This is a genomic window from Streptomyces sp. P13-3-3 (assembly GCF_050571355.1).
Classification (GTDB): Bacteria; Actinomycetota; Actinomycetes; order Streptomycetales; family Streptomycetaceae; genus Streptomyces; species Streptomyces althioticus.
Genome location: NZ_CP192228.1, coordinates 152,850 through 178,058, shown reverse-complemented (window position 1 = coordinate 178,058; position 25,209 = coordinate 152,850). Strand labels below are relative to the sequence as shown.

Genomic DNA, 25,209 nt, shown 5'->3' with positions numbered 1-25,209 from the left:
GGAGACACCCCCGTGACCCAGACCATCGCCCCCCGCGTACGGACCCTGGTGCTGCTGATCCTGGCCGTCGCCGGCGCGCTCCTCGCCGGGGCCGCTCCCGCCTCCGCGCACGCCGCGCTGACCGGCAGCGACCCCGCGCAGGGGGCAGTGGTCGACACCGCGCCCTCGCAGGTCTCGCTGACCTTCTCGGAGCCGGTCGCGGTGGGCGACGACTCGGTGCGGGTGCTCGACCCCAAGGGCGAGCGTGTGGACAAGGGCGACCCGGCCAACCCCAGCGGGACCACGTACAGCGTGCCGCTGGTGAGTGGGCTCCCCGACGGCACCTACACGGTGGCCTACCAGGTGGTGTCCGCCGACAGCCACCCCGTCGCCGGGGCCTTCACCTTCTCCATCGGCGCCCCCTCGGAGACCACCGTCTCGGTCTCCGCGCAGGGCTCCGACGACGGCCTGGTGGGGTGGCTCTACGGCTTCGGCCGTTACGTCTCCTACGCGGGCTTCGTCGTCCTGGCGGGCGGCGCCGCCTTCGTCCTCGCCTGCTGGGCGCCGGGCGCCCGGGTGCGGGCGGTCCAGCGTCTGGTCGTCTCCGGCTGGCTCGCGCTCACCGCGGCGACCCTGGGCCTGCTGATGCTGCGCGGCTCCTACACCACCTCCGGGAAGATCGGCGACGTCTTCGACCTGGAGCTGCTCGGCGACGTGCTCCAGACCAAGACGGGCGCGGCCCTGGTGTCGCGGCTGCTGCTGCTCGCGGCGGCGGCGCTGTTCATAGCGGTGCTCTTCGGGGCGTACGCCCGCACGGCGGACGGCGGCGCCCCGGACCACGCCGCCGAGGGCGACGGCGAGGGCGACGGCGGGGAGCCGGACAAGCGGGACCTGACCTTCGGGCTGGCCCTCGGCGGGACGGTCGTCGCGGCCGGGCTGGCCGCGAGCTGGGCCATGTCCGAGCACGCCTCGCAGGGTCTGCAGGCGGGCGTGGCCATGCCGGTCGACGTGGTGCACCTGCTGGCGGTCGCCGCCTGGCTGGGCGGACTGGCCGCCCTCCTCGTCGCGCTCCACCGCGCCCCCGTGGAGACGCCGGTCGGGCGGGACGCCGTCCGACGGTTCTCGCGCCTCGCCTTCGGCAGCGTGGTGGCGCTGGCCGTCACCGGCGTCTACCAGAGCTGGCGGCAGCTCGGCTCCTGGTCCGCCTTCACCGACACCCGGTACGGGCAGCTGCTCCTCGTCAAGATCGCGCTGGTGGCCGTGATGGTCGCCGTCGCCTTCCTGTCCCGCCGCTGGACGCAGCGGCTGGCCGACGCTCGTGTGTCGGTGGCGACCGAGGAGGCGGCAAGGAGCGAGGAGACCGAGCGGGCCGAGGAGGCCGAGGAGGAGAAGCAGCCGGCCGGCACGGCCCCGGCCGAGGCATCCGGCACGTCTGCGGTGTCCGAGGCGGTCGAGGCGGCCGAGGCGCCCAGGGCGTCCGATGCGGAGAAGGCCGAGGCCGGCCATGACTCCGTGCGGGCCGCGCAGCTCGCCCGTCAGCGTGCCGCGACGGAGGCCGCCCGGCAGAAGCGGTTGCGGGACGCCGACCCGAACCGCTTCGGACTGCGCCGCTCGGTGCTCGCCGAAGCGGGCGTCGCCGTCGTCCTGCTGGCCGTGACCACCGTGTTGACGCAGACCGAGCCGGGGCGCACCGAGCAGGACGCGAAGGCGGCCGCCGCCTCCTTCTCGTCCTCGGCCTCGACGACCGGGCAGGGCAGCGGTGCGGTGAGCCTGACCATGCCTTTCGACACGGGCGGCACCAACGGCAAGGGTGTCGTCTCGGTCGACCTCGACCCCGCCCAGGCCGGTGACAACGCCCTGCACGTCTACGTCGAGGGGCCGGACGGCACGCCCGTCGACGTGCCCGAGGTGAAGATCGCGCTCACCCTCGCCGCCCAGGACATCGGGCCGCTGCCCGTCACACCCGACCACATCACCACCGGACACTGGTCGGCGAGCACAGTGCAGATCCCCATGGCGGGCGACTGGAAGGTCGAGGTGACCGTGCGGACCTCCGACATCGACCAGGTGACCGTCTCCAAGAACGCTCAGATCGGCTGAACCACCATGGCTGACCCTTCCCTGTCGCAGACTCGCATCCCCGAGGAGGACACCCGGACGGAACCCACCGCCGCCGGCATGTCGCGGCGACGCCTGCTCGGCACGGCCGGCGCCACCGGACTGGTGCTCGGGGCGGCCGGCGGTGCCGTCGGGTACGCGGCGGCGCCCTCCGGAGCCACCCCCCTCACCTCGGTCGGCGCCACAAAAGTGCCGTTTCACGTGAAACATCAGCCGGGTATCACCGAGCCGCTCCAGTCGCGCGGCCATCTCCTCGCCTTCGACCTTGCGCCCGGCGCCGGGCGCAGGGAGGCAGCCGCACTGCTGCGCCGCTGGTCCGACACCGCCCGCCGGCTGATGGCCGGGGAGTTCGAGGCCGAGGGCGACAGCGACATTGCCCGTGACGCCGGACCCTCCTCGCTGACCCTGACCTTCGGATTCGGGCACAGCTTCTTCGCGCGCACCGGGCTGGAGCAACAGCGTCCGACTGCCCTGGACCCGTTGCCCGCCTTCTCCTCCGACCGCCTCGACCGGGCCCGCAGCGACGGAGACCTGTGGGTGCAGATCGGCGCCGACGATGCGCTGGTGGCCTTCCATGCCCTGCGCGCGGTGCAGAAGGACGCGGGTGCGGCGGCCCGGTTGCGCTGGCAGATGAACGGCTTCAACCGCTCGCCGGGCGCCACCGCCCGCCCGATGACCACCCGCAATCTGATGGGCCAGGTCGACGGAACCCGCAATCCGAAGCCCCAGGAACCCGACTTCGACGAGCGGATCTTCGTTCCGGAGCAGGGCGAGCCCGCCTGGATGGCGAACGGCTCCTACGTGGTCGTCCGCCGGATCCGGATGCTGCTGGACGACTGGGAGAGGCTGTCGCTCAGGGAGCAGGAGGGCGTCATCGGGCGGCGCAAGGCGGACGGCGCCCCGCTCTCCGGCGGTGACGAGAAGACCGACATGGACCTGGAGAAGACCGACGCCCGGGGCAATCTGGTCGTCCCCATCAACGCGCACGCGCGGATCACCCGGCCCGACCAGAACGGTGGGGCCGCGATGTTGCGCCGGCCGTTCTCCTACCACGACGGCATCGACGCGGACGGGACTCCGGACGCCGGCTTGCTGTTCGTCTGCTGGCAGGCCGATCCCCTGCGCGGCTTCGTGCCGGTGCAGCGCAAGCTCGACCGGGGCGACGCGCTGACGCCGTTCGTCCGCCACGAGACGAGCGGGCTGTTCGCGGTCCCGGGCGGGGCGGCGGAGGGCGAGTATGTGGGTCAGGCGCTGCTGGAGGGGTGAGAACCGCCCGGAGTCACCCTCCGGAGCTCTCTCGGGAGGGGCTGTCGGCGTGGGCCCATTAGGGTGAGGTCATGCCAGCGAGCTATGCGTATCTCGGCCCAGAGGGCACCTTCACCGAAGTCGCCCTGCGCACGCTTCCCGAGGCGGCCACGCGTGAGCTGATCCCGTACGTGTCCGTGCAGTCCGCGCTCGACGCGGTGCGCGCCGGCGAGGCCGAGGCCGCTTTCGTCCCCATCGAGAACTCGGTGGAGGGCGGAATCACCACCACTCTCGACGAGCTGGTCGCGGGCACCCCGCTGATGATCTACCGCGAGGTGCTGCTGTCGATCACCTTCGCGCTGCTGGTCCGCCCCGGCACGAAGCTGTCGGACATCAAGACGGTGACCGCGCACCCGGCGGCCCAGCCGCAGGTGCGCAACTGGCTGCGCACGCACCTGCCCGACGCGCTGTGGGAGTCGGCCGCCTCGAACGCGGACGGCGCGCGGCTGGTCCAGGAGGGCCGGTACGACGCGGCCTTCGCCGGTGAGTTCGCGGCGGCCCGGTACGGGCTGGAGCCGCTGGAGACGGGCATCCACGACGCGGAGAACGCCCAGACCCGGTTCGTGCTGGTGGGCCGGCCCGCGCGTCCTGCGGCGCCGACCGGCGCGGACAAGACCTCGGTGGTGCTGTGGCAGCGCGACGACCACCCGGGCGGGCTGCGCGACCTGCTGGGCGAGTTCGCCACCCGGGGCATCAACCTGATGCTGCTCCAGTCGCGGCCGACCGGTGCCGGCATCGGCAACTACTGCTTCTGCGTCGACGCCGAGGGCCACATCTCGGACCGCAGGATGGCGGAGGCGTTGATGGGGCTGAAGCGGATCTGCCTCCAGGTGCGCTATCTCGGTTCGTACCCGAGGGCGGACGTGCAGCCGGGCGAGGTGCGGCCGCCGTTCCCGGGGACGTCGGACGAGGAGTTCGTGGGGGCGGCGGACTGGGTGGCGCGCTGCCAGGACGGCCGGTTCTGACCGGTCCACCGCCGGTCCTACCTGCCGATTGTCTTTATCCACAGAAGTTATCCACAGGCCCGCTTCTCGACCTGGGGACAAGTCGACACCCGAGGGGTCTTCGGTCGACAAATCGCCCTACAGGCCATGATCACGTTCATTGCGCCGCGCCTCACCCTTCGTCCACTTTTTTGAAGGGATCAATCCTTTAGAGGGAGGGCTTTCCACTCGAAAGTGGCGGCAGAGCGAGTTCCTGCGTGAATGTCCGTCGCCGGCCAGGCGTTTCGGAGTGATCAATTCCGACGTCCACAGATCTTCCCCACAGCCTGTGGATAACTTTTCGCGTGATGTGGACAGCTGTGGACAGTGCGGCCCCAAGTCCCGTTCCGCACAAGGGTTTCCGGTCAACCCTGAGCCCTGGGACCGACTCTTTCAAGCGGTCGCACCCCTTTTATTGACCTTGAGGAACACAACGGATAATTCATCAGTAAAGGGACACAGATCGCGTCACCGCGATAGTGAGTCGTGAGCCCTCACCCCACACCGGTAGCCTTGACCGCGTGATTGACCTTCGCCTGCTCCGTGAGGACCCCGACCGTGTGCGCGCTTCGCAGCGCGCCCGTGGAGAGGACGTCGCGCTCGTCGACGCCCTCCTCTCCGCCGACGAACGGCGCAGGTCGTCCGGCGTCCGCTTCGACGAGCTGCGCGCCGAGCAGAAGTCGCTCGGCAAGCTCATCGGGAAGGCGGCCGGTGACGAGAAGACCGACCTGCTGAAGCGCGCCGATCAGCTCAAGGCCGACGTCAAGGCCGCCGACGCCGAGCGCGCCGCCGCCGACGCCGAGACCCAGGAGCTCCTGCTCAAGCTGAGCAACCTCGTCCACCCCGACGTGCCCGTCGGCGGCGAGGAGGACTTCGTCACCCTGGAGACGCACGGCACCATCCGCGACTTCGCCGCCGAGGGCTTCGAGCCCAGGGACCACCTGGAGCTCGGCCAGCGCCTCGGCGCGATCGACGTCGAGCGCGGCGCCAAGGTCTCCGGCAGCCGCTTCTACTTCCTCACCGGTGTCGGCGCGCTGCTCGAGCTGGCCCTGGTGAACGCCGCGATGGCGCAGGCCACGGCGGCCGGCTTCACGCCGATGCTGACCCCGGCGCTGGTGCGCCCCCAGTCGATGGCCGGCACCGGCTTCCTCGGCCAGGCCGCGCAGGACGTCTACCACCTGGACAAGGACGACCTGTACCTGGTCGGCACGTCCGAGGTGGCCCTGGCCGCCTACCACATGGACGAGATCCTGGAGGCCGACAAGCTGCCGCTGCGCTACGCGGGCTTCTCGCCCTGCTTCCGCCGCGAGGCCGGCTCGCACGGCAAGGACACCCGGGGCATCTTCCGCGTCCACCAGTTCGACAAGGTGGAGATGTTCTCCTACGTGGCGCCGGAGGACTCCCAGGAGGAGCACCGTCGGCTGCTGGAGTGGGAGAAGCAGTGGCTGACGTCGCTGGAGCTGCCGTTCCGCGTCATCGACGTCGCCTCGGGCGATCTGGGCTCCTCGGCCGCCCGTAAGTACGACTGCGAGGCGTGGATCCCCACCCAGGGCAAGTACCGCGAGCTGACCTCGACCTCGGACTGCACCGAGTTCCAGTCGCGCCGCCTGCAGATCCGGATGCGCGAGGACAAGAAGGCGCGCCCGCTGGCCACGCTCAACGGCACGCTGTGCGCCGTCCCGCGCACCATCGTGGCGATCCTGGAGAACCACCAGCAGCCCGACGGCTCGGTCCGTGTGCCCGAGGTGCTGCGTCCCTACCTGGGCGGCCGGGAGATCCTGGAACCGGTCGCCAAGTGAGCGGCGCGTCGTCCTCCTTCCCGTACCTGCTGGTCGCCACCGACCTGGACGGCACGCTGCTGCGTGACGACCACTCGGTGTCCGCACGCACCCGTGAGGCGCTCGCCGCGGCCACCGCGGCGGGTGCCGCGCACATCGTCGTCACCGGCCGCGCTGTGCCCTGGACCCGACCGATACTCGAGGACCTCGGCTACCAGGGCCTCGCGGTCTGCGGCCAGGGCGCCCAGGTGTACGACGCCGGCGCGGGACGGCTGCTGACCTCCGTGACGCTGGACCGGCAGCTCGCCGGGGTGGCGCTCGCCAAGATCGAGGCGGAGGTCGGCCCGCTGCACCTGGCGGCGAGCCGGGACGGCCTCGACGGCGAGGTGCTGGTCGGTCCGGGCTACGACGTCGTCGGCAAGCTGCCCGCGACGCCGTTCACAGACGCCTCCGACCTGTGGGCCGCCCCGCTGAACAAGCTGTACATCCAGCACCCCGAGCTGACCTCGGACGAGCTGGCCGCGGCGGCCGAGCGCACCGCGGGCGGTTTCGTCACCGTCGTCATGGCGGGCGAGGGCATCGTGGAGCTGCTGCCGCTGGGACTGTCCAAGGCGACCGGGCTGTCGCTCGCCGCCCGACGCCTCGGCGTGAAGGCGGCGGAGACGATCGCCTTCGGCGACATGCCCAACGACATCCCGATGTTCGCCTGGTCCGGCCACGGCGTCGCCATGGCCAACGCCCACCGCGAACTGCGGGCGGTCGCCGACGAGGTGACGGCGTCCAACGAGGACGACGGCATCGCGGTGGTACTGGAGCGCCTGCTGGGCTGACGCCCGGCGGTTTCACGTGAAACGCGTTCGGCGGAGGATGCACGGATCGAACGTGCGCGGGCTCTCACCCGACCACGGCTTAGCAAGCCGGTGCCTTACCACTCGGCCAATCCTCCGGGTGGGCGGCCCACGCGCGGTGTGCGCGCGCTCGAAGCGGCCGCCCCGGGCGGTCCTCGGGGGGACTCGACGGAGCAGTAGGGATTACTCCGGAGTCCGCCTCGGGCCGCCCCGACGGGAGCGGAACGTACTGCCGTGCATGGGCATGGTCCCGCTCCTCCCCGGCTCACGGTCGCCGGGAGGTTCCCGGCGATGCGGACACCTCACTGTGCCCGGCCGGACCCGCCCGACGCCACCGAATAAATCACCGCAGGACATGACGAAGGGCGGTGCCGCCACACCGGCGGCACCGCCCTCGCGCACCTCGGGGCGTGTGCCCCTCACTCCTCGCCGGCGAGCGTCAGCGTGCGCAGCTTCTGGCCGGCGTACCAGGTGGCCAGCACCGTGACGGCGGCCAGCGCGACCGTCGCCGTGGTCAGGCCCACGTCCGAGGTGACCAGTTCACCGCCGGCCACCTTCTCCGCCACGGCGAGGGACCACTGCTGGACGCTCAGCGTGCGCGCGCCGGGCACCAGGGAGCCGAACAGCGCCTCCCAGATCAGCGCGTACACCAGGCCGAAGACGACCGCGTGCCGCGAGACCGTGCCGAGCAGCAGGAACAGCGCCGCGTAGGCGATGGAGGCGACCAGGGCGGCCACCGTGTAGGCGACGGCGACCTGCTGGCCGTTGCCGTTGAGGATGAAGCCCGCGATCAGCGTCGGCACCGCGGAGAACACCATGGTGACGGCGACGGCGACGATCAGCTTGGTATAGATGATCGTAGGCCGCTTGATCGGCTTGGACAGCAGGTACACCACGGAGCCGTCGTCGATCTCCGGGCCGATCGCGCCGGTTCCCGCGATGACGCCGATGATCGGCACCATCGTGGCGAGCGCGAGCCCGCCGAGGACGTCGGCGGCGGTCTGGTCGTCGGCGCCCGCGAGGGCGCGGACCGCCAGCGAGATGACGATCAGCAGCAGGGGCAGCGCGCCCAGGATGAGGGCCCGGCGACGGCCGAGCAGGGCCCGGTAGGTGAGCCGGGCGACTGTGGGGTCGTACATCAGGGCCTCCTACGCCGCGACCAGGTACGAGAACACGGACTCGAGGGACTCGTCGGACGGCGAGACCGTGAGCAGGCGGATGCCGTGCTCCCTCGCGACCTTCGGCAGCAGCGCGGTGAACCGGCCGAAGTCGACGGCCTGGATGCGCAGGGCGCCCTCGGTGACGTCGACCTCGATGCCGGAGGTGGACGGGTCGGCGATCAGCGCGGCCGCGAGGGCGCGGTCGTCGCTGGAGCGCACCAGGTAGCGGTGCGGGCGGTCCGTCATCAGACGGCGGATCCGGCGGAAGTCGCCGCTGGCCGCGTGCCGTCCGGCGACGACGACCTCGATGTGCCAGGCGAGCTGCTCGACCTCCTCCAGGATGTGCGAGGAGAACAGCACGGTGCGGCCCTCGTCGCCCATGCGCCGCAGCAGGTCCATCAGCTGCATGCGCTGGCGCGGGTCCATGCCGTTGAACGGCTCGTCGAGCAGGAGCAGCGACGGGTCGTGGACCAGCGCGGACGCCATCTTCACGCGCTGCCGCATGCCCTTGGAGTAGGTGGCGATCTTCCGGTCCTGCGCGTACTCCATCTCCACCGTGGCGAGTGCCTTCTGGGCCGCCTTGGCGCCCAGGCCGTGCAGCTCGGCATTGGCGAGGACGAACTCGCGTCCGGTGAGGAAGTCGTACATCGCCTCGCGCTCGGGGACGATGCCGATGTGGCGGTAGATCTTCTCGTTGCGCCACACCTGCTCGCCGTCGAGGGTGACGGTGCCGGTGGAGGGGGCGAGGAAGCCGCCCATCATGTTGATCAGGGTGGACTTGCCGGCGCCGTTGGGGCCGAGGAGGCCGGTGACGCCGGGGCCGATGGTCATCGTGACGTCGTTGACGGCGACCACGTTGCCGAACCAGCGGGAGGCGTGGTCGATGCTGAGGGTTGTCACAGCCCCACCTTCTTGTAGCGGCGCATCAGGAGAGCGTGGGAGCCGACGACCAGGCCCAGGGTCACCAGGACGAAGAAGATGCCCTCGGTCCGGTCGGGGCCGACCCCGCCGGGGAAGGCGGAGCTCGCGCCCAGGAAGGCGGACTGCACCCCGTCGATGAGGGTGATCGGCGAGAACAGGCCGATCAGGATGCCCGCGTCGCCGCTGCCCTGGACGTCGGCAATGGCCTGGAGGGTGGAGACGGCGCCGTAGGAGATGGTCAGGACGGCGATCACGGCGGCGATGCCGAAGCCGCGGCGCGGCGTCACCGAGGCGATGACCAGGCCGATGCCGGCGAAGAGCAGTGAGAGCAGGGCCACGGACACCAGTCCCTGTGCGAATCCCTTGGTCTGGTCGGTGAAGTCGAGCTCGGCCAGCAGCGCCCCGACGTACAGCACCAGCAGGGGCGCGGCGGTGAGGATGAACAGGGCGGAGGCCAGCGCGGCGTACTTGGCGCGGACGTAGTCGCCGGTCTCGATGGGCCGCGAGAAGTACAGCGGCACGGTCTTGAAGCGCAGGTCGCGGGAGACCGACTGGGGCGCCTGCGAGGCGACGTACAGGCTGATGACGGCCTGCATGACGATCGCGTAGCGGGTGTAGTCCAGCGGCAGTTCCTTCGCCTTGGTGGCGACGGCGACGGCCACCATGATGGCGGCCGGCACGCACATCACGACGAACAGCAGCATCGGCAGCACCTTGGACTTCGCCGAGCGGCCGAGGCCGTAGGCGCCGCGCAGGGACTGCGAGTACAGCGACATCCTGGCGTACGAGCGGCCCAGGCGGGGGCCGTCATAGGAGCGGTAGCCGATGTTGTGGATACGGGAGTCACCCGACGGGGTGGCTGGTGCCTGCACGGACTGCTCAGCCGCCATGGCCGACCGCCTCCTTCCGCTGTGCGTCGTCGTCGTTCGTGAAGACCTCGGCGATCTGGTGCCGCCGCTGTTCCATGCGCACCAGGCCGAGTCCCAGGTCGGCGATCACGTCGCGGACCAGGTCGTAGGTGTCCTCGCCCTGCGCGGTGAGCAGCAGGATGTGCCCCGCGCCCGGCAGTCCGCTGCCGTCCTGGACGGTCACCCCGCGCGCGTGCAGCGCCTCGCGCACCGCGCCGGTGCCGTCGGGGTGCTCGTCGGTGTCGGTGACCTCGATCGCGAGGGTCGTGGTGGTCTGCGTGAAGTCCCGGGTGGAGGAGGAGCGCAGCAGCTTGCCGCCGTCCACGACGACGACGTGGTCGCAGGTGCGCTCCAGCTCGCCCAGCAGGTGGGAGGTGACCAGGACCGAGATGCCGAAGTCCGTGTGGATACGGCGGATGAGACCGAGCATCTCGTCGCGGCCGACCGGGTCGAGGCCGTTGGTGGGCTCGTCCAGGAAGACCAGCTGCGGGTCGTGCACCAGGGCCTGCGCCAGCTTCACCCGCTGCTTCATGCCGGTGGAGTAGCCGCCGATGGGGCGGTAGCGCTCCTCGTACAGGCCGACGTGGCGCAGGGTGTCCGCGGTGCGCTCCCGGGCGGCGGTGGCCGGCAGGCCGGACATGCGCGCCATGTGGACGACGAACTCGGTGGCCGAGACGTCCGGTGGGAGGCAGTCGTGCTCGGGCATGTAGCCCACCCGTTCCCGGATGGCGGCGCCCTCGGTGGCGACGTCGAGTCCGAGCACTTCGGCACGGCCCTCCGTGGCGGGGGACAGACCCAGCAGGATCTTGATCAACGTGGACTTGCCGGCCCCGTTGGCTCCGACGAGCCCGGTCACACCGGGGCCGACGTCCACGGAGAGCCGGTCAAGCGCGGTCACCCGGGGGTACCGCTTGCTCAGGCTTTCGGTCGCGATCACAGTCACATCCCTGAAGGTAGTGACCCGTACCACTGCGGTCGTCAGACCGCGGGGCCGTCTTGGGGTCCGTCTGGAGTCGTACGCGCCCGTAGGGGACGCCCTGCCTGAGAGTTGTGCACGGCTCGGGGTGCACTGTTGACGGCTTGTCTCACAGCTGCGAGATTCGCCGCTGTGACGGGACTCGAGGGTGCGCGGCAGCGGTGGGTGCGGACGGGCGGGGTCGAGCTGTGCGTGGCCGAGCTGGGTGACCCGGAGCGGCCGGCGGTCGTCCTGGTGCACGGCTACCCGGACAGCAAGGAGGTGTGGTCGCGGGTCGCGCCGCGCCTCGCCGAGCGGTTCCACGTGGTGGCCTACGACGTCCGGGGTCACGGCGGGTCCACGGCGCCGCGTCCGCTGCGCGGCGGGTTCACGCTGGAGAAGCTGACGGACGACTTCCTGGCCGTGGCGGATGCGGTCAGCCCGCACCGTCCGGTGCACCTGGTGGGGCATGACTGGGGCTCGGTGCAGGGGTGGGAGTTCGTCACGGCGCCGCGCGCGCGGGAACGGATCCTGTCGTTCACGTCCGTCTCCGGCCCCTCGCTGGACCACTTCGGGCACTGGATCAAGAGCCGGGTGTCCCGCCCCACCCCACGCCGGGCGGGACACCTGCTGGGCCAGGGCCTCCGGTCCTGGTATGTGTACGCGCTGCACACGCCCGTGCTGCCCGAGCTGGCCTGGCGCGGGCCGCTCGGCCGGTACTGGCCGCGGCTGCTGGAGCGCATGGAGCGGGTGCCCGGCGACGGCTACCCGACGACGTCCCTGCCGTCGGACGCGGCGCACGGCGCCTGGCTGTACCGGGACAACGTGCGGTCCAGGCTGGGCGACCCGCGTCCCGACGCCTACGCGCACGTGCCGGTGCAGCTTGTCACGCCGCTGGGGGACCGGTTCCTCTCGCCACGGCTCCACGACGGGCTGGAGGAGTGGGCGCCCCGGCTGACCCGGCGCACGCTGTCGTCGGGCCACTGGGTGCCGCGCAGCAGGCCCGACCAGCTGGCCACATGGATCGCCGATTTCGTGACGTCCGTGGAGGACGGGCGGCCCGAGGGGCGGGCCCGGGGCCGGTACGCCGACCGGTTCGGCGGGCGGCTGGTGCTGGTGACGGGCGCGGGGAGCGGTATCGGACGGGCCACCGCGCTGGCGTTCGCCGAGGCGGGCGCGCGCGTGGTGGTGGTCGACCGGGACACCGGCGCGGCGCTCCGCACCGCCGGTGAGGCGCGGGCGCGGGGTGCGGCGGACGCCTGGGCGGAGACGGCGGACGTGGCCGACGAGCAGGCCGTGGAGAAGCTCGCCGAGCGGGTCACCGCCGCGCACGGGGTGGTGGACGTGCTGGTGAACAACGCGGGCGTCGGCCTGGGCGGCGCCTTCCTCGACACCACGACGGAGGACTGGAAACGGGTCCTCGACGTCAATCTGTGGGGCGTGATCCACGGCTGTCTGCACTTCGGGCGGCGGATGGCGGAACGCGGGCAGGGTGGCCACATCGTCAACGTGGCGTCCGCGGCCGCGTTCCAGCCCTCGCGGGCGCTGCCCGCCTACGGGGCGTCGAAGGCGGCTGTGCTGATGCTGAGCGAGTCCCTGCGGGCCGAGCTGGCGGAGCGGGGGGTCGGTGTGACGGCGGTGTGCCCGGGGTTCGTCAACACCGGCATCACGTCCACCGCGCGGTTCGCGGGCACGGACGCGGCGGAGGAGCGGCGCAGGCGACGGAAGGCGGCGCGGCTCTACGGGATGCGGAACTACCCGCCGGAGAAGGTCGCCGCCGCGGTGCTGCGTGCGGTGGTCCGCGACGAGGCGGTCGTGCCGGTCACCCCGGAGGCGCGGGCCGCGTACGCGCTGGCGCGGTGGCTGCCGGGGGCGGCGCGGAGGCTCGCGCGCGTGAAGCCCCCGGTCTGAGGGGCCGGTTGTCCACAGAACCCCTCGTTCCGCTGTGGATAACCTCACTTATCTGTGGATCAAACCTTCGGATGTAAATCGATCGCGTGATGCGCGTCTCTCCCGGCAGTCTGAACAGATGGACGAAAGACGCACCGTGCGGGTGTCGAAGTACCTCTCGAAGCATCTGCGCCACCAGCCCGAGCGGATCGGGCTGGCCCCGGACGCGGCCGGCTGGGTGGAGATCGACGCGCTGATCGCCGCGGCGGCGGACCACGGTTTCCCGATCACCCGGGAAGAGCTGGACCACGTCGTCGCCGCCAACGACAAACGGCGCTTCGCCGTCGAGGGCTCCCGGATCCGCGCGAGCCAGGGCCACACCATCCCCGTGGACCTCCAGTTGCCGACCGCCGTACCCCCGGCCTGGCTGTACCACGGCACGGTCGCCCGGAACCTGGACGCGATCCGCGCCGAGGGCCTGCGGCCCATGGACCGGCACGCCGTGCATCTCTCCGCCGACCGCGAGACCGCCACCCGCGTCGGTGCCCGCCGGGGACGGCCGGTGGTGCTGTCGGTCGACGCGGGCGCCATGCACCGCGACGGCCACGTCTTCCACATCAGCGCCAACGGCGTCTGGCTGACCGAGGCCGTTCCCCGCCGGTATCTGCGCTTCGGCGAGAGCCGGTAGGCCATGATCGACGGCATGGAGCACCTGCCCACCACCGAGGCCGCCGTCACCGCCCTCCGTGCCCTCGCCGACCGGTACGGACGCGAGATCGAGGTCACTCACGACATCGGCGCCGACCAGACCTCGCGCCGCACCGCGGCCGGGGTCGGTGTGACCACGGACCCCGACGGCTCCCTGCCGCACGAGGCTCATGTCGAGTTCGGCGGCCTGCCCCGGGTGCGGGTGCGTCTGTTCCCGGAGGACGACGCGCTGATCGACGTCGAGGGCGTCGAGTGCCCCGACATCCCCCGCGACGACGTACCCGCCTTTCTGCGTTCGCTGTTCGACGGGCTGGCGTATGTGAAGGCGCGGCGCTTCCCGCCGGGCTACTTCCTCGTCGTGCCGCTGCCAGGGGACCGGACGCACAAGGAGTTCATCCCGATGATCGTGCTCACTCCCTGGCTGAGCGCCCGGGTGCGGTGACAGGGGAGCAGCAGGGGTCCGCGCCGGCTCAGGTGTTTCACGTGAAACCGGACGCGCCGCTTAGGCTCGGTGGCATGAGCCTGCGTCTGAGCACCGTGATCCTCCCGTACCGCCGCTGGCACGAAGGAAGCCGTTCCGCCTGGGTGCGGGCCGAGGAACTGGGCTTCCACGCGGGCTACACCTACGACCACCTGTCCTGGCGAAGCTTCCGCGACGGCCCGTGGTTCGGGGCCGTCCCGACCCTGACCGCCGCCGCGGGCGTGACCGAGCGGATGCGTCTGGGCACCCTGGTCACCTCTCCGAACTTCCGGCACCCGGTCACCCTGGCCAAGGAGCTCATCTCCCTCGACGACATCTCGGGCGGCCGCGTCACCCTCGGCATCGGCGCGGGAGGCACCGGCTTCGACGCCACCGCCCTCGGCCAGGAGCCGTGGACCCCGCGCGAGCGCGCCGACCGCTTCGCCGAGTTCGTTCCCCTGCTGGACCGGCTGCTCACCGAGGACGCCGTGTCGTACGAGGGCGACTTCTACCAGGCGCACGAGGCGCGCAACATCCCCGGCTGCGTCCAGCGGCCCCGGCTGCCCTTCGCCGTGGCGGCGACCGGCCCGCGCGGACTGCGGCTCGCGGCCCGGTACGGACAGGCATGGGTGACCACCGGCGACCCGAAACTGTACGAGGACGGCACACCCGAGCAGTCGGTTCAGGCCATTCGCGGTCAGGCCGAGAAGCTCGCCGGCGCCTGCGCCGAGATCGGCCGGGACGTGACCGAGCTGGACAAGATCCTGCTGACCGGGTTCACCCCCGACCGGGCCCGCCCGCTGGAGTCCCTGGACGCCTTCGTCGACTTCGCCGGCCGCCACGTCGAGCTGGGTTTCGACGAGATCGTGCTGCACTGGCCCATCCCGGACTCCGACTTCGCGGCGGACCAGAAGGTCTTCGAACGGATCGCGATGGAGGCCCCGGCACAGCTGCGGTGAACGAGAACGGGCGCCGCCCCACCGCTGCGGGACGCGAAGCCGCTGGTGAGGTCGGTAATCACTCAGATGTGCGGAGTCCCGCACGGCCGTGCGGGCATATGCGGGACAATGAGCGGGTGACCTCAGCGATCCGAGAGCCCGAGACCCCGGCCGCCACCACTCCACCGCGGCTCATCGCCACCGACCTCGACGGCACCCTGCTCCGCGACGACAAGTCGGTGTCCCCACGGACCGTCGCCGCCCTGGCCGCCGCCGAGGAGGCCGGTATCGAGGTCTTCTTCGTCACCGGCCGCCCGGCCCGCTGGATGGACGTGGTCAGCGACCATGTGCACGGCCACGGCCTCGCCATCTGCGGCAACGGCGCCGCCGTCGTCGACCTGCACGGCGGCCCGGGCGCGCACCGCTTCGTCAAGGTGCGCGAGCTGCCCCGGAACAACGCCCTGGAGGCGGTGGGCCTGCTGCGCGACGCCGCCCCGGGCACGGTGTACGCGGTGGAGCAGACCTACGGCTTCTACCAGGAGCCCGCGTACCCGAAGCTGCACATGGAGGTCCCGGACGACCTGGCGCCCGCCGAGGAGCTGCTGGCCGACGGCTCGCCCATCACCGCCGAACCGGTGCTCAAGATCCTGGCGTTCCACCCCGAGATGGAGCCGGACGCGTTCCTCACCCTGGGCCGGCTCGCCATCGGCGACCGCGCCACCGTGACCCGCTCCAGCCCGAGCGCCCTGCTGGAGATCAGCGGGCCCGGTGTCTCCAAGGCGAGCACCCTCGCGCTGTGCTGCGCCGAACGCGGCATCTCGCACGAGGAGGTCGTCGCCTTCGGCGACATGCCGAACGACGTCGAGATGCTGACCTGGGCGGGCCGTTCGTACGCGATGGGCAACGCCCACCCGGACGTGCTGGCCGCCGCGTCGGGCCGCACGGTCGCGAACAACGACGACGGCGTGGCCATGGTGATCGAGCAGCTGCTGAACGGGCGGATGTAGGTCCACGGACGGTTCGCCGGGGCGGATCGGCGGCTTTCGGCGGCCGCCGCTCAGAGGGGCACTCCGCGTCCGGTGAGCCACGGCACCGGGTCCACCGACGATCCCATCTCCGGGGTCACCCGCACCTCGAAGTGCAGGTGCGGGCCGGTGGAGTTTCCGCTGGTGCCGGACTGCCCGATCCACTGCCCGGGGGACACCCGCTCCCCCTGGTCGACGGCGACGGCGGCCAGGTGCGCGTACTGGGTGTAGTAACCACCCGGGTGCGCGACCACGATCTCGATGCCGAACGCGCCGCCGCAGGACACCTTCACCACGGTGCCGCTGCCCACGGCCCGCACCGGCGTCCCGATCGGCACCGCGAAGTCCTGCCCGGTGTGCCGGTTCGCCCAGCGCGCGCCACCGCTGCCGTAGGAGGCGGACAGCTCGTACGTCTCCACGGGCGCCACCCACGGGGTGGTGTACTCCACCGGCGGCTGGTCGAGCCGCACGGCGCCACGGCAGGAGCCCGCCGCCACCGAGGCGTCCGCCTCGCCCTGGAGCTTCCACCGTGCCGTCTCGAGCTTCTCCTCGATGTCCCGCTGCAACGCGGCGAGTTCCTCGTTCCGCCTCTCCAGCTTCTCCCAGGCGGCCGCCGCCTTCGCCTCGTCCCGGGCGAGCCGCGCCTCGGCCCGTTCGCTGCGGCCCAGTGCCTGGTCCAGTGTCACCTCGGCGTGCTGAACGACACGCTGACCGCGCATCAGCTGCTCGGGATCGTCGGCGAGAAGCAGGTGCGCGGTGAGCGGCAGCCCGCCGCCGTCCCGGTACTGGGAGCTGGCGATCCGGCCCAGGTCCTCACGGAGCCCGGTGGCCTCCTGCCGCTCGTCGTCGAGCCGCTCCTCGAGCTGCTGTGCCAGCTCCCGCTGCTTCTCCGCCTCCTCGCGCCCGGCCTCGTACCGCTCGGTGGCCTTCGCCGCCTCCTCGTACAGCCGCGCCACCTCCGTGCTGACGGAGGTGGCGCCGTGGCCGGGGGCGTGGGATCCGTCGCCGTCGGCGGGCCGGGCGGCGAGCACGGCGAGCGCGCAGAACAGCACGGCGACGACCAACGGACGGCGGCGGGTGAGACGCATGCCTGCGATCCTGTCCCCGGCCCGGGCCGGGAGGCGCGCTCAGGTCGTACACATGGGGGACGACACGCCCCCGGACGGATGCTTCGGCGGCCGTCCGCAACCCCGGCGTCACTGACGAGGCGTCAACGTCCGGTCGGGAGAACGCCGCTCAGGGAATCGAACTGGAGGTCAGGCACTCCCCGGATCGGGTGCCTGATGCCGATGTGGCTGCCGTGGCCCGCGTGACCCGGTGATCCTTGTAGGGCGCAAGCAACGGGCTGCAGACCGGTGTCCTGCGCGTGTCCCCCACGCGTTCCGGCGCGTGGAGCGTGCGTAGTCCCACGCACGCGATGCACCTTCACAGGAGGATCTGCCATGAACGTTCTGACCGAGCTGCTCGCCGGTGTCGTCCACCTCGTGGGCTGGCTCGTCTGACGTGCCGGAGGGGGCCGTCCCGACGCTGTGTCGGGGCGGCCCCCTCGTGCGTGCGCGGGCGTCGGTCAGGACACCGTCACCAGTGCTTCCGCCTCCTCCTCCCGCACCGCCATGTCCCGCAACGGCCCGTCGACGACGCGCAGTTCCTCGAAGGGTCCGCGCTGCACCACCTGTCCCGCGTCCAGCACGATCACCTCGTCCACGGCCTCCAGGCCGGCCAGCCGGTGGGTGACGAGAACGGTGGTGCGGCCCTCGGTGGCGGCGAGCAGATCGGCCGTGAGCGCGTCCGCGGTCGGAAGGTCGAGGTGCTCGGCGGGCTCGTCCAGCACCAGCACGGGGAAGTCCGCCAGCAGGGCCCGCGCCAGGGCGAGCCGCTGCCGCTGCCCGCCGGACAGCCGCGCGCCGTGCTCGCCCACCATCGTGTCCAGCCCGTCCGTCAGCCCGTCCGCCCAGTCCAGCAGCCGGGCCCTGCGCAGCGCGTCGCGCAGGTCGGCCTCGGTCGCGTCCTTCCGCGCCAGCAGCAGGTTCTCCCGGACGGAGCTGTTGAACAGGTGCGCGTCCTGTGCGCACAGCCCCACCATGCGCCGTACGTGGTCCCCGTCCAAGGCTCGGGCGTCCACACCGGCGAGCGTGTACGTCCCCGCGCCCGGGTCCAGGAAGCGCAGCAGCACCTGGGCGAGCGTCGTCTTCCCGGAGCCGGAGGGACCGACCACCGCGACGCGGCGGCCCCGCTCCAGCGTCAGGTCCAGCCCGGCGAGCGCGTCCCGCTCCTGCCCGGGGTGGCGGGCGGTGAGCCCCCTGAGAGTGAGCGGGAACGGCGAGACGGGCGCCTGCCGGGGCGTCTCCGGCTCATGTACGGGCGGCCGCGCGTCCAGCACCTCGTACACGCGCTCCGCGCTGCGGCGCACCCGCTGCCGGTACCGCACCGCGAGGGGCATGCCGAGGACCGCCTCGAACGCGGCCAGCGGGGTGAGGACCACCACGGCCAGGGCGACACCGTCGAGCCGCCCGGACGCCACGCCCTGCACACCGACGAACGCGGCGGCGGCCACGGTCAGCCCGGAGATCAGCGCGGTGAGCCCGTCCCCGAGGCCGGTGACGGCGGCGGAGCGCGACGCGATGCGGGTCAGCACGCCGTCGGCCCGCCTCGTCCCCTCGGACCGGGCGGGCAGCGCCCCGGCGACGGTCAGCTCGGCGGTGCCGCTCAGCAGGTCGGTCACCCGGGTGGCGAGGTCACCGCGGGCCGGGGCCAGCCGGCGCTCGGTGCGCCGCGCCACGGCGGCGGTGAGCAGCGGCACGACCGCGCCCGCGAGAAGGAGCCCGGCCGCCAGCACGGCACCGGCCTCGGGCAGCAGCCACGCGGTGAAGCCGGCGGACAGGGCGGACACGGCGAGGGCGGCGCCGGCCGGGAGCAGCCAGCGCAGCCAGTAGTCCTGGAGCGCGTCCACGTCGGACACCAGCCGGGTCAGCAGGTCGCCCCGGCGGGTGCCGCGCAGTCCGGCGGGCGCGAGACGTTCCAGCCGCCGGTACACCGCGACCCGGGTGTCCGCCAGCATGCGCAGCACCGCGTCGTGGGACACCAGCCGCTCGACGTAGCGGAACACGGCCCGGCCGATGCCGAAGGCGCGCGTCGCGGTGACGGCCATCATGAGGTACAGCACCGGCGGCTGCTGCGAGGCGCGGGAGATGAGCCAGCCGGATGTGGCCATGAGGCCGACGGCGCTGCCCAGGGCGAGGCTGCCGAGCAGCAGCGCGAGCGTGATCCTCCCCCGCCGTGCGCCCGACAGGGCACGGACCCGGGCGAGCACACGGCCGGGAGCCGGCTCGGCGAGTGCGGCCGGTTCAGGCACGGAGTCCTTCTCGGAGGCGGTGCCCGGCACCGTGTCCGCGTCCGCCCGGCCCGCGGCGACGGCCACGGCCTCGTCGCGAACCTCGGGCGCCGTCAGCCGGACCACCCGGTCGGCGACGGCGAGCAGTGCCGGGCGGTGCACCACGAGCAGCACCGTCCGGCCCTCCGTCAGACGTCGTACGGCTTCCACGACCTCGGCCTCCGTGGCCCCGTCGAGGGCGGCCGTCGGCTCGTCGAGCAGCAGCACGGGGCGGTCCGCGAGGAACGCGCGAGCCAGCGCGAGCCGCTGCCGCTGCCCGGCCGACAGCCCCGCACCGTCCTCGCCGAGTACGGTGCCGACGCCGTGGGGGAGGGCATCCACGAAGTCCAGCGCGCCCGCGTCCCGCAGCGCGCGCCGCACCGCCGCGTCGTCCGCGTCGGGCCGGGCCAGGCGGACGTTCTCCGCGATCGTCCCGGCGTAAAGATGGGGCCGCTGCGGCACCCAGGCGACGTGGCGGTGCCACTCGGCGAGGTCGAGCCCGGTGAGGTCGGCCCCGCCGACGCTCACCCGGCCCGCGTCGGGACGGACGAAGCCCAGCGCCGCGCTGAGCAGCGTCGACTTCCCGGACCCGCTCGGCCCGACCAGGGCGACCGTCTCACCGGGGGCGACGGTGAACGACACGTCCGCCACGGCGTCCGTGGCCCGGCCCGGGTAACGGACGGTCACGTCCTGGAAGGCGAGGGCGCCCTGAGGCACCGCGCCCTTCCCCGCCGCGGGCACGGGCGTCTCGAGCACCGTGAAGATCTCCTCGGCCGCGCCGAGACCTTCCGCAGCCGCGTGGTACTGCGTCCCCACCTGGCGCAGCGGCAGATATGCCTCCGGCGCCAGGATCAGGATGAGCAGACCGGTGTACAGGTCCAGCTCGCCGTGGACCAGGCGCATGCCGATGGTCACGGCGACCAGCGCCACCGAGAGGGTGGCGAGCAGTTCCAGCGCGAACGACGAGATGAAGGCGATCCGCAGCGTCCGCATGGTCGCGCGCCGGTACTCGGCGGTGATGGTGCGGATCGACTCGGCCTGCGCCTTGGCCCGCCCGAAGACCTTCAGCGTCGGCAGCCCGGCCACGACGTCAAGGAAGTGCCCGGACAGCCGGGACAGCAGCAGCCACTGCCGGTCCATCCGGTTCTGGGTGGCCCAGCCGATCAGCACCATGAAGACGGGGATGAGGGGCAGGGTGCCGACGATGATCGCCGCCGACACCCACTCCTCCGTGACGATGCGCGCCAGCACGGCGGCCGGGACGACCACCGCGAGGCCCAGTTGGGGGAGATACCGCGAGAAGTAGCCGTCGAGGGCATCGACACCCCGGGTCGCCAGGGTGACCAGCGACCCGGTGCGCTGCCCGTCCAGCCAGCCCGGGCCCAGGGCCGTCGCCCGGTCCAGCAGCCTCCCCCGCAGCTCGGACTTCACAGCGGCGCTCGCCCGGTGCGCGGCCAGCTCGGTCAGCCAGCCGACCAGGCCCCGGCCGGCCGCCACCGCGACGAGCAGCAGCAGCGGCGTGCGCAGCTCACCGACGGACCGGCCGTCCTGGAAGGAACCGACCACGATCTCCGCGATGAGCATGGCCTGGGCGACGACCAGTCCCGCGCCGACGGCCCCGAGGCCGACGACCGCTGCCAGGAAGCCCCGGGTGGCACGCGCGTACCGGAGGAGGCGGGGGTCGATCGGTTTCACGTGAAACACACCCTCAGTGCACGAGGTCGGCGATGTGCTGGGTGCCGATCCGCTTGCGGAAGACCCAGTAGGTCCAGCCCTGGTAGAGCAGCACCAACGGGGTGGCGACGACCGCGAGCCAGGTCATGATCTTCAGCGTGTAGGGGCTGGAGGAGGCGTTGGTGACGGTCAGGCTCCACTCCGGGTCCAGGGTGGAGGGCATGACGTTCGGGAACAGCGTCAGGAAGAGCATGGCCACCGCGGCCACGATGGTGACGCCGGACAGGGTGAACGACCATCCCTCACGTCCCGCCTGGTTGGCCCCCAGGGCGGCGACCAGCGAGGCGACCGCCACACCGAGCGCGACCAGGCTGGCCCCGTCACCGCTCTCGGCCTGCGTCCACAGCAGGAAGACCAGCGCCAGCGCGGCGGTGACCAGACCCACCTTCAGAGCCAGCTTCCGCGCCCGCTCCCGGATGTCCCCGACCGTCTTGAGGGCCGTGAACACCGTGCCGTGGAAGGTGAACAGGCTCAGCGTGACCAGGCCGCCCAGCAGGGCGTACGGGTTGAGCAGGTCCCAGACGGTGCCCACGTACTCGAAGTCGGCGTCGAGCCTGACCCCGCGCACGATGTTGCCGAAGGCGACCCCCCAGAGGAACGCCGGGAGCAGCGAGGTCCAGAAGATCGCCGTCTCCCAGTTGCGCTGCCAGTTCTCCTCGGGCCGCTTGGCCCGGTACTCGAAGGCGACCCCTCGGACGATCAGGCAGATCAGGATGACCAGCAGCGGCAGGTAGAAGCCGGAGAAGAGGGTGGCGTACCACTCGGGGAAGGCGGCGAAGGTGGCGCCGCCGGCCGTGAGCAGCCAGACCTCGTTGCCGTCCCACACCGGCCCGATGGTGTTGATGAGCACCCGCTTCTCGGCCCGGTTCCGGGCCAGCAGCCGGGTGAGGACACCGACCCCGAAGTCGAAGCCCTCGAGGAAGAAGTAGCCGGTCCACAGGACGGCGATGAGGACGAACCAGACGTCGTGCAGTTCCATGACAGTGCAGCTCCCTCGGCCTAGTACGAGAAGGCCATCGGCTTGTCGGCGTCACGGACGTCGCCGCCGAGCTTCGTGGGCGGGTTGAGGTCGGAGTCGCTCAGCTCGGGCGGCCCCGCCTTGACGTACTTGACGAGCAGCCGGACCTCGATGACGGCCAGCACGGCGTAGAGCAGGGTGAAGACGGTCATCGAGGTGATGACCTCGGCCTGGGACACGCCGGGGGAGACCGCGTCCTCGGTGCGCATCACGCCGTAGACGACCCAGGGCTGACGGCCCATCTCGGTGAAGATCCAGCCCCAGGCGTTGGCGATCAGCGGGAAGGCCATCGTCCACACCGCGGCCAGCCAGTAGAGCCGGGTCAGCCGGGAGCCCAGCGGCTTCTTCAGCAGCACCAGGTGCGGCACCTCGTCCTCGCCGGTGCGGTACGCGGCCGGCAGGAGGAACTTCTTCCGGGTGAGCCACAGCCCCAGCAGGCCCACCGAGAAGGAAGCCATGCCGAACCCGATCATCCAGCGGAAGCCCCAGTAGGCGACGGGCACGATGGGCTTGTAGTCGCCGGGACCGAACTTCTCCTGAAGCGCCTCGTTGGTGTCGTTGATCCCGGGCACGTAGGACTCGAAGTCGCTGTGGGCGAGGAACGACAGCAGGCCGGGGATCTCCAGGGCGACCTCGTTGTGCCCCTTGTCGACGTCGCCGTAGGCGAAGACGGAGAAGGGCGCCGGCTCCTCACCGTCCCAGAGGGCCTCGGCGGCGGCCATCTTCATCGGCTGCTGCTCGTACATGACCTTGCCGAGGGTGTCGCCGCTGATCGCGGTGAACAGTCCGCCGACCGCCAGGGTCACCAGGCCGAGCCGCAGCGAGGTGCGCATCACCGGGATGTGCTTCTTGCGCATCAGGTGGAAGGCCGCGATGCCGACCATGAAGGCGCCGCCGGTCAGGAAGGCCGCCGAGAAGCTGTGGAAGACCTGGTTGAGCGTGGTGTTCTGCGTGAGCACCAGCCAGAAGTCGGTGAGCTCGGCGCGGCCCTTCTCGCCGTTGATCCGGTAGCCGACCGGGTGCTGCATCCAGGAGTTGGCGGCGAGGATGAAGTACGCCGACAGCAGCGTGCCGATCGACACCATCCAGATGCAGGCCAGGTGGATCTTCTTCGGCAGCCGGTCCCAGCCGAAGATCCACAGGCCGATGAAGGTGGACTCGAAGAAGAAGGCGATGAGCGCCTCGAAGGCGAGCGGGGCGCCGAAGACGTCACCGACGAAGCGCGAGTAGTCGGACCAGTTCATGCCGAACTGGAACTCCTGCACGATGCCGGTGACGACGCCCATCGCGATGTTGATCAGGAAGAGCTTCCCCCAGAACTTCGTCGCCCTGAGGTACTTCTCCTTCTCCGTCCGCACCCAGGCGGTCTGCAGCCCGGCGACGAGGGCGGCGAGCGAGATCGTCAGGGGAACGAAGAGGAAGTGGTAGACGGTGGTGATACCGAACTGCCATCGCGCCAGGGTCTCCGGCGCCAGAGCCAGATCCACGTCGTCGCTCCTTACTTCGCCGTGGTGCAGCCGCGCGGGGCCCGCTCCATCCCCGGCCATCTCGGGAGAAACGGGATGCGCTTGTGAACGCGTTCACATTCACAAGCAATTATGACCTACTGCTTTTCCGACCCGGAAGGGGGGTCCTGTGTGACGTCAACCCCTTCGCCGGACACGCCCCGGCGGGTCCCGGACCGGTCCCGGACACACGGGAGCGGCCGGCGATCGCTCCGCCGGCCGCTCCGTGTCCGCGCAGGTCGAACCTGCTGTCTCCGCAGGTCAGCCCTGTGCGCCGAACTCCCCGGTGACCTTCAGGAAGATGTCGTTCGCCTCCGTCTCACCGATGGTGACCCGGACACCCTCGCCGGGGAACGGACGGACGACCACACCCGCCTGCTCGCACGCCTGCGCGAACGGCACGGTGCGCTCCCCCAGCCGCAGCCACACGAAGTTGGCCTGGGTCTCGGGGACCGTCCAGCCCTGGGCACGAAGCCCGTCCACCACCCGGTTGCGCTCGCAGACCAGGGAGCCGACCCGGCCGATCAGCTCGTCCTCCGCCCGGAGCGAGGCGACGGCCGCCTCCTGGGCGATCTGGCTCACACCGAACGGCACCGCCGTCTTGCGCAGCGCCGCGGCCACCGGCTCGTGTGCGATGGCGAAACCGACGCGCAGCCCGGCGAGACCGTAGGCCTTGGAGAAGGTGCGCAGGACGCAGACGTTGGGCCGCTCGCGGTAGATCTCCACGCCGTCCGGCACCTCGGGGTCGCGGATGAACTCGCGGTAGGCCTCGTCCAGCACCACCAGGACGTCGCGGGGCACCCGGTCGAGGAACCGTTCCAGCTCGGCGCGTCGCACCACGGTGCCGGTCGGGTTGTTGGGGTTGCAGACGAAGATCAGTCGCGTCCGGTCGGTGATCGCGTCGGCCATCGCGTCCAGGTCGTGCACATCGCCCTCGGTCAGCGGCACCTTCACGGAGGTGGCGCCGCTGATCTGCGTGATGATCGGGTACGCCTCGAAGGAACGCCAGGCGTAGATCACCTCGTCGCCGGGGCCGGAGGTGGCCTGCAGCAGCTGCTGGGCCACGCCGACCGAGCCGGTGCCCGTCGCCACGTGGGACGCCGGCACGCCGAACCGCTCGGCCAGCTCGGCCGTGAGGGCGGTGCAGGCCATGTCCGGGTAGCGGTTGAAGGAGGAGGCGGCGGCCGTCACCGTCTCCATCACGCCCGGCAGGGGCGGATAGGGGTTCTCGTTGGAGGACAGCTTGTACGCCGCCGGGCCGTCGGCCGCCGCGGGCTTGCCCGGCTTGTAGGTGGGGATCCCCTCCAGCTCGGCGCGCAGCTTGGGGCTCGTCTCGCTCACCGCAGTCCTCCTCGCGAAGACCGGCGGCACATGACCGCCGCCGACATCCAATACTGCTCACCTTATGAGGATTCGGCCTCGCTGCGTATAGGGGCGACGACCGGGCCTTCCTTCTCCCGCGTCACAGGGACAACACCGGAAACATCGCCCGTACGGGTGTGAAGGGCGTGCGGGTCAGGGGCGCGCCGCACATATATCTATGCGCCGGTGGTTCGCGCCGTGGCGCGCGTCACCCGTGCAGGTGAGTTGAGACCTCTTCGCAACA

19 protein-coding genes and 1 tRNA gene are annotated in these 25,209 nt (G+C 71.7%); 10 read left to right on the top strand and 10 right to left on the bottom strand.

Annotated features, from left to right (window positions below; all coding sequences use genetic code 11):
• Positions 1 to 12: 12 nt before the first annotated feature.
• The 5 genes from ACQZOG_RS00810 (at position 13) to ACQZOG_RS00790 (ending at position 6,993) form a co-directional block, all read left to right on the top strand.
• Complete coding sequence (locus ACQZOG_RS00810; protein ID WP_033273309.1) at positions 13 to 2,079, top strand: copper resistance protein CopC; 2,067 nt, start codon at positions 13 to 15, stop codon at positions 2,077 to 2,079.
• Positions 2,080 to 2,085: 6 nt separating this feature from the next.
• Positions 2,086 to 3,363, top strand: coding sequence for an iron uptake transporter deferrochelatase/peroxidase subunit (gene efeB / locus ACQZOG_RS00805; protein ID WP_033273308.1), 1,278 nt, complete (start codon positions 2,086 to 2,088; stop codon positions 3,361 to 3,363).
• A 71-nt stretch (positions 3,364 to 3,434) separates the two neighbouring features.
• A complete protein-coding gene (gene pheA / locus ACQZOG_RS00800; RefSeq protein ID WP_033273307.1) occupies positions 3,435 to 4,367 on the top strand; it encodes a prephenate dehydratase in 933 nt (310 codons plus the stop codon).
• Between the two features lie 539 nt (positions 4,368 to 4,906).
• Complete coding sequence (gene serS / locus ACQZOG_RS00795; protein WP_033273306.1) at positions 4,907 to 6,184, top strand: serine--tRNA ligase; 1,278 nt, start codon at positions 4,907 to 4,909, stop codon at positions 6,182 to 6,184.
• Complete coding sequence (locus ACQZOG_RS00790; protein WP_193454351.1) at positions 6,181 to 6,993, top strand: HAD family hydrolase; 813 nt, start codon at positions 6,181 to 6,183, stop codon at positions 6,991 to 6,993. Before serS ends, ACQZOG_RS00790 begins: the two co-directional genes overlap by 4 nt.
• 31 nt (positions 6,994 to 7,024) lie before the next feature.
• On the opposite strand, the gene ACQZOG_RS00785 is transcribed toward ACQZOG_RS00790, so the two are convergent.
• From ACQZOG_RS00785 to ACQZOG_RS00765, 5 genes are all read right to left on the bottom strand, one after another.
• Positions 7,025 to 7,109 (bottom strand) — tRNA-Ser (locus ACQZOG_RS00785).
• Between the two features lie 321 nt (positions 7,110 to 7,430).
• The gene (locus ACQZOG_RS00780; RefSeq protein ID WP_033273304.1) at positions 7,431 to 8,150 is read right to left on the bottom strand and encodes an ABC transporter permease subunit; all 720 of its coding nucleotides are present in this window, start codon (positions 8,148 to 8,150) and stop codon (positions 7,431 to 7,433) included.
• 9 nt (positions 8,151 to 8,159) lie between these two features.
• Positions 8,160 to 9,071 (bottom strand): ABC transporter ATP-binding protein, encoded by a 912-nt coding sequence (locus ACQZOG_RS00775; protein ID WP_033273303.1) that lies wholly within the window; start codon positions 9,069 to 9,071, stop codon positions 8,160 to 8,162.
• The gene (locus ACQZOG_RS00770) at positions 9,068 to 9,982 is read right to left on the bottom strand and encodes an ABC transporter permease (protein ID WP_430741192.1); all 915 of its coding nucleotides are present in this window, start codon (positions 9,980 to 9,982) and stop codon (positions 9,068 to 9,070) included. The genes ACQZOG_RS00775 and ACQZOG_RS00770 overlap by 4 nt, the downstream gene beginning before the upstream one ends.
• A complete protein-coding gene (locus ACQZOG_RS00765) occupies positions 9,972 to 10,937 on the bottom strand; it encodes an ABC transporter ATP-binding protein (RefSeq protein WP_037640555.1) in 966 nt (321 codons plus the stop codon). The genes ACQZOG_RS00770 and ACQZOG_RS00765 overlap by 11 nt, the downstream gene beginning before the upstream one ends.
• A 171-nt stretch (positions 10,938 to 11,108) precedes the next feature.
• Between ACQZOG_RS00765 and ACQZOG_RS00760 the strand changes: the two genes are divergently transcribed.
• The 5 genes from ACQZOG_RS00760 to ACQZOG_RS00740 all read left to right on the top strand — a co-directional run bounded on the left by ACQZOG_RS00760 (position 11,109) and on the right by ACQZOG_RS00740 (position 15,958).
• Positions 11,109 to 12,866, top strand: a complete 1,758-nt coding sequence (locus ACQZOG_RS00760) for an SDR family oxidoreductase (RefSeq protein WP_033273300.1) — start codon at positions 11,109 to 11,111, stop codon at positions 12,864 to 12,866.
• 118 nt (positions 12,867 to 12,984) lie between these two features.
• Positions 12,985 to 13,533, top strand: a complete 549-nt coding sequence (locus ACQZOG_RS00755) for an RNA 2'-phosphotransferase (RefSeq protein ID WP_033273299.1) — start codon at positions 12,985 to 12,987, stop codon at positions 13,531 to 13,533.
• A 3-nt stretch (positions 13,534 to 13,536) separates the two neighbouring features.
• Positions 13,537 to 13,995, top strand: coding sequence for a hypothetical protein (locus ACQZOG_RS00750; RefSeq protein WP_033273298.1), 459 nt, complete (start codon positions 13,537 to 13,539; stop codon positions 13,993 to 13,995).
• A gap of 74 nt (positions 13,996 to 14,069) precedes the next feature.
• Complete coding sequence (locus ACQZOG_RS00745) at positions 14,070 to 14,972, top strand: LLM class flavin-dependent oxidoreductase (RefSeq protein ID WP_033273297.1); 903 nt, start codon at positions 14,070 to 14,072, stop codon at positions 14,970 to 14,972.
• 98 nt (positions 14,973 to 15,070) lie between these two features.
• A complete protein-coding gene (locus tag ACQZOG_RS00740) occupies positions 15,071 to 15,958 on the top strand; it encodes a Cof-type HAD-IIB family hydrolase (RefSeq protein WP_430741191.1) in 888 nt (295 codons plus the stop codon).
• 50 nt (positions 15,959 to 16,008) lie between these two features.
• Here the strand turns inward: ACQZOG_RS00740 and ACQZOG_RS00735 are convergent, their stop codons facing one another.
• The 5 genes from ACQZOG_RS00735 to hisC form a co-directional block, all read right to left on the bottom strand.
• Positions 16,009 to 17,064 carry a M23 family metallopeptidase gene (locus tag ACQZOG_RS00735; RefSeq protein ID WP_033273295.1) on the bottom strand — a complete coding sequence of 352 codons (1,056 nt, stop codon included), beginning with the start codon at positions 17,062 to 17,064 and terminating at the stop codon, positions 16,009 to 16,011.
• A 479-nt stretch (positions 17,065 to 17,543) separates the two neighbouring features.
• Positions 17,544 to 21,041, bottom strand: a complete 3,498-nt coding sequence (gene cydD, locus ACQZOG_RS00730) for a thiol reductant ABC exporter subunit CydD (protein WP_430741190.1) — start codon at positions 21,039 to 21,041, stop codon at positions 17,544 to 17,546.
• 13 nt (positions 21,042 to 21,054) lie between these two features.
• Positions 21,055 to 22,059 carry a cytochrome d ubiquinol oxidase subunit II gene (gene cydB / locus ACQZOG_RS00725; protein ID WP_033273293.1) on the bottom strand — a complete coding sequence of 335 codons (1,005 nt, stop codon included), beginning with the start codon at positions 22,057 to 22,059 and terminating at the stop codon, positions 21,055 to 21,057.
• Between the two features lie 20 nt (positions 22,060 to 22,079).
• Positions 22,080 to 23,585 (bottom strand): cytochrome ubiquinol oxidase subunit I, encoded by a 1,506-nt coding sequence (locus ACQZOG_RS00720; protein WP_033273292.1) that lies wholly within the window; start codon positions 23,583 to 23,585, stop codon positions 22,080 to 22,082.
• Positions 23,586 to 23,864: 279 nt separating this feature from the next.
• Complete coding sequence (hisC, locus tag ACQZOG_RS00715) at positions 23,865 to 24,944, bottom strand: histidinol-phosphate transaminase (RefSeq protein WP_033273291.1); 1,080 nt, start codon at positions 24,942 to 24,944, stop codon at positions 23,865 to 23,867.
• Between the last annotated feature and the right edge of the window lie 265 nt (positions 24,945 to 25,209).

Excerpts from the sequence above, each read along its gene's own strand:
- efeB (WP_033273308.1), top strand. The coding sequence starts at position 2,086 with ATGGCTGACCCTTCCCTGTCGCAGACTCGCATCCCCGAGGAGGACACC.
- pheA (WP_033273307.1), top strand. The coding sequence starts at position 3,435 with ATGCCAGCGAGCTATGCGTATCTCGGCCCAGAGGGCACCTTCACCGAA.
- ACQZOG_RS00780 (WP_033273304.1), bottom strand. The coding sequence starts at position 8,150 with ATGTACGACCCCACAGTCGCCCGGCTCACCTACCGGGCCCTGCTCGGC.
- ACQZOG_RS00770 (WP_430741192.1), bottom strand. The coding sequence starts at position 9,982 with ATGGCGGCTGAGCAGTCCGTGCAGGCACCAGCCACCCCGTCGGGTGAC.
- ACQZOG_RS00755 (WP_033273299.1), top strand. The coding sequence starts at position 12,985 with ATGGACGAAAGACGCACCGTGCGGGTGTCGAAGTACCTCTCGAAGCAT.
- ACQZOG_RS00750 (WP_033273298.1), top strand. The coding sequence starts at position 13,537 with ATGATCGACGGCATGGAGCACCTGCCCACCACCGAGGCCGCCGTCACC.
- ACQZOG_RS00745 (WP_033273297.1), top strand. The coding sequence starts at position 14,070 with ATGAGCCTGCGTCTGAGCACCGTGATCCTCCCGTACCGCCGCTGGCAC.
- ACQZOG_RS00740 (WP_430741191.1), top strand. The coding sequence starts at position 15,071 with ATGCGGGACAATGAGCGGGTGACCTCAGCGATCCGAGAGCCCGAGACC.
- ACQZOG_RS00735 (WP_033273295.1), bottom strand. The coding sequence starts at position 17,064 with ATGCGTCTCACCCGCCGCCGTCCGTTGGTCGTCGCCGTGCTGTTCTGC.
- cydB (WP_033273293.1), bottom strand. The coding sequence starts at position 22,059 with ATGGAACTGCACGACGTCTGGTTCGTCCTCATCGCCGTCCTGTGGACC.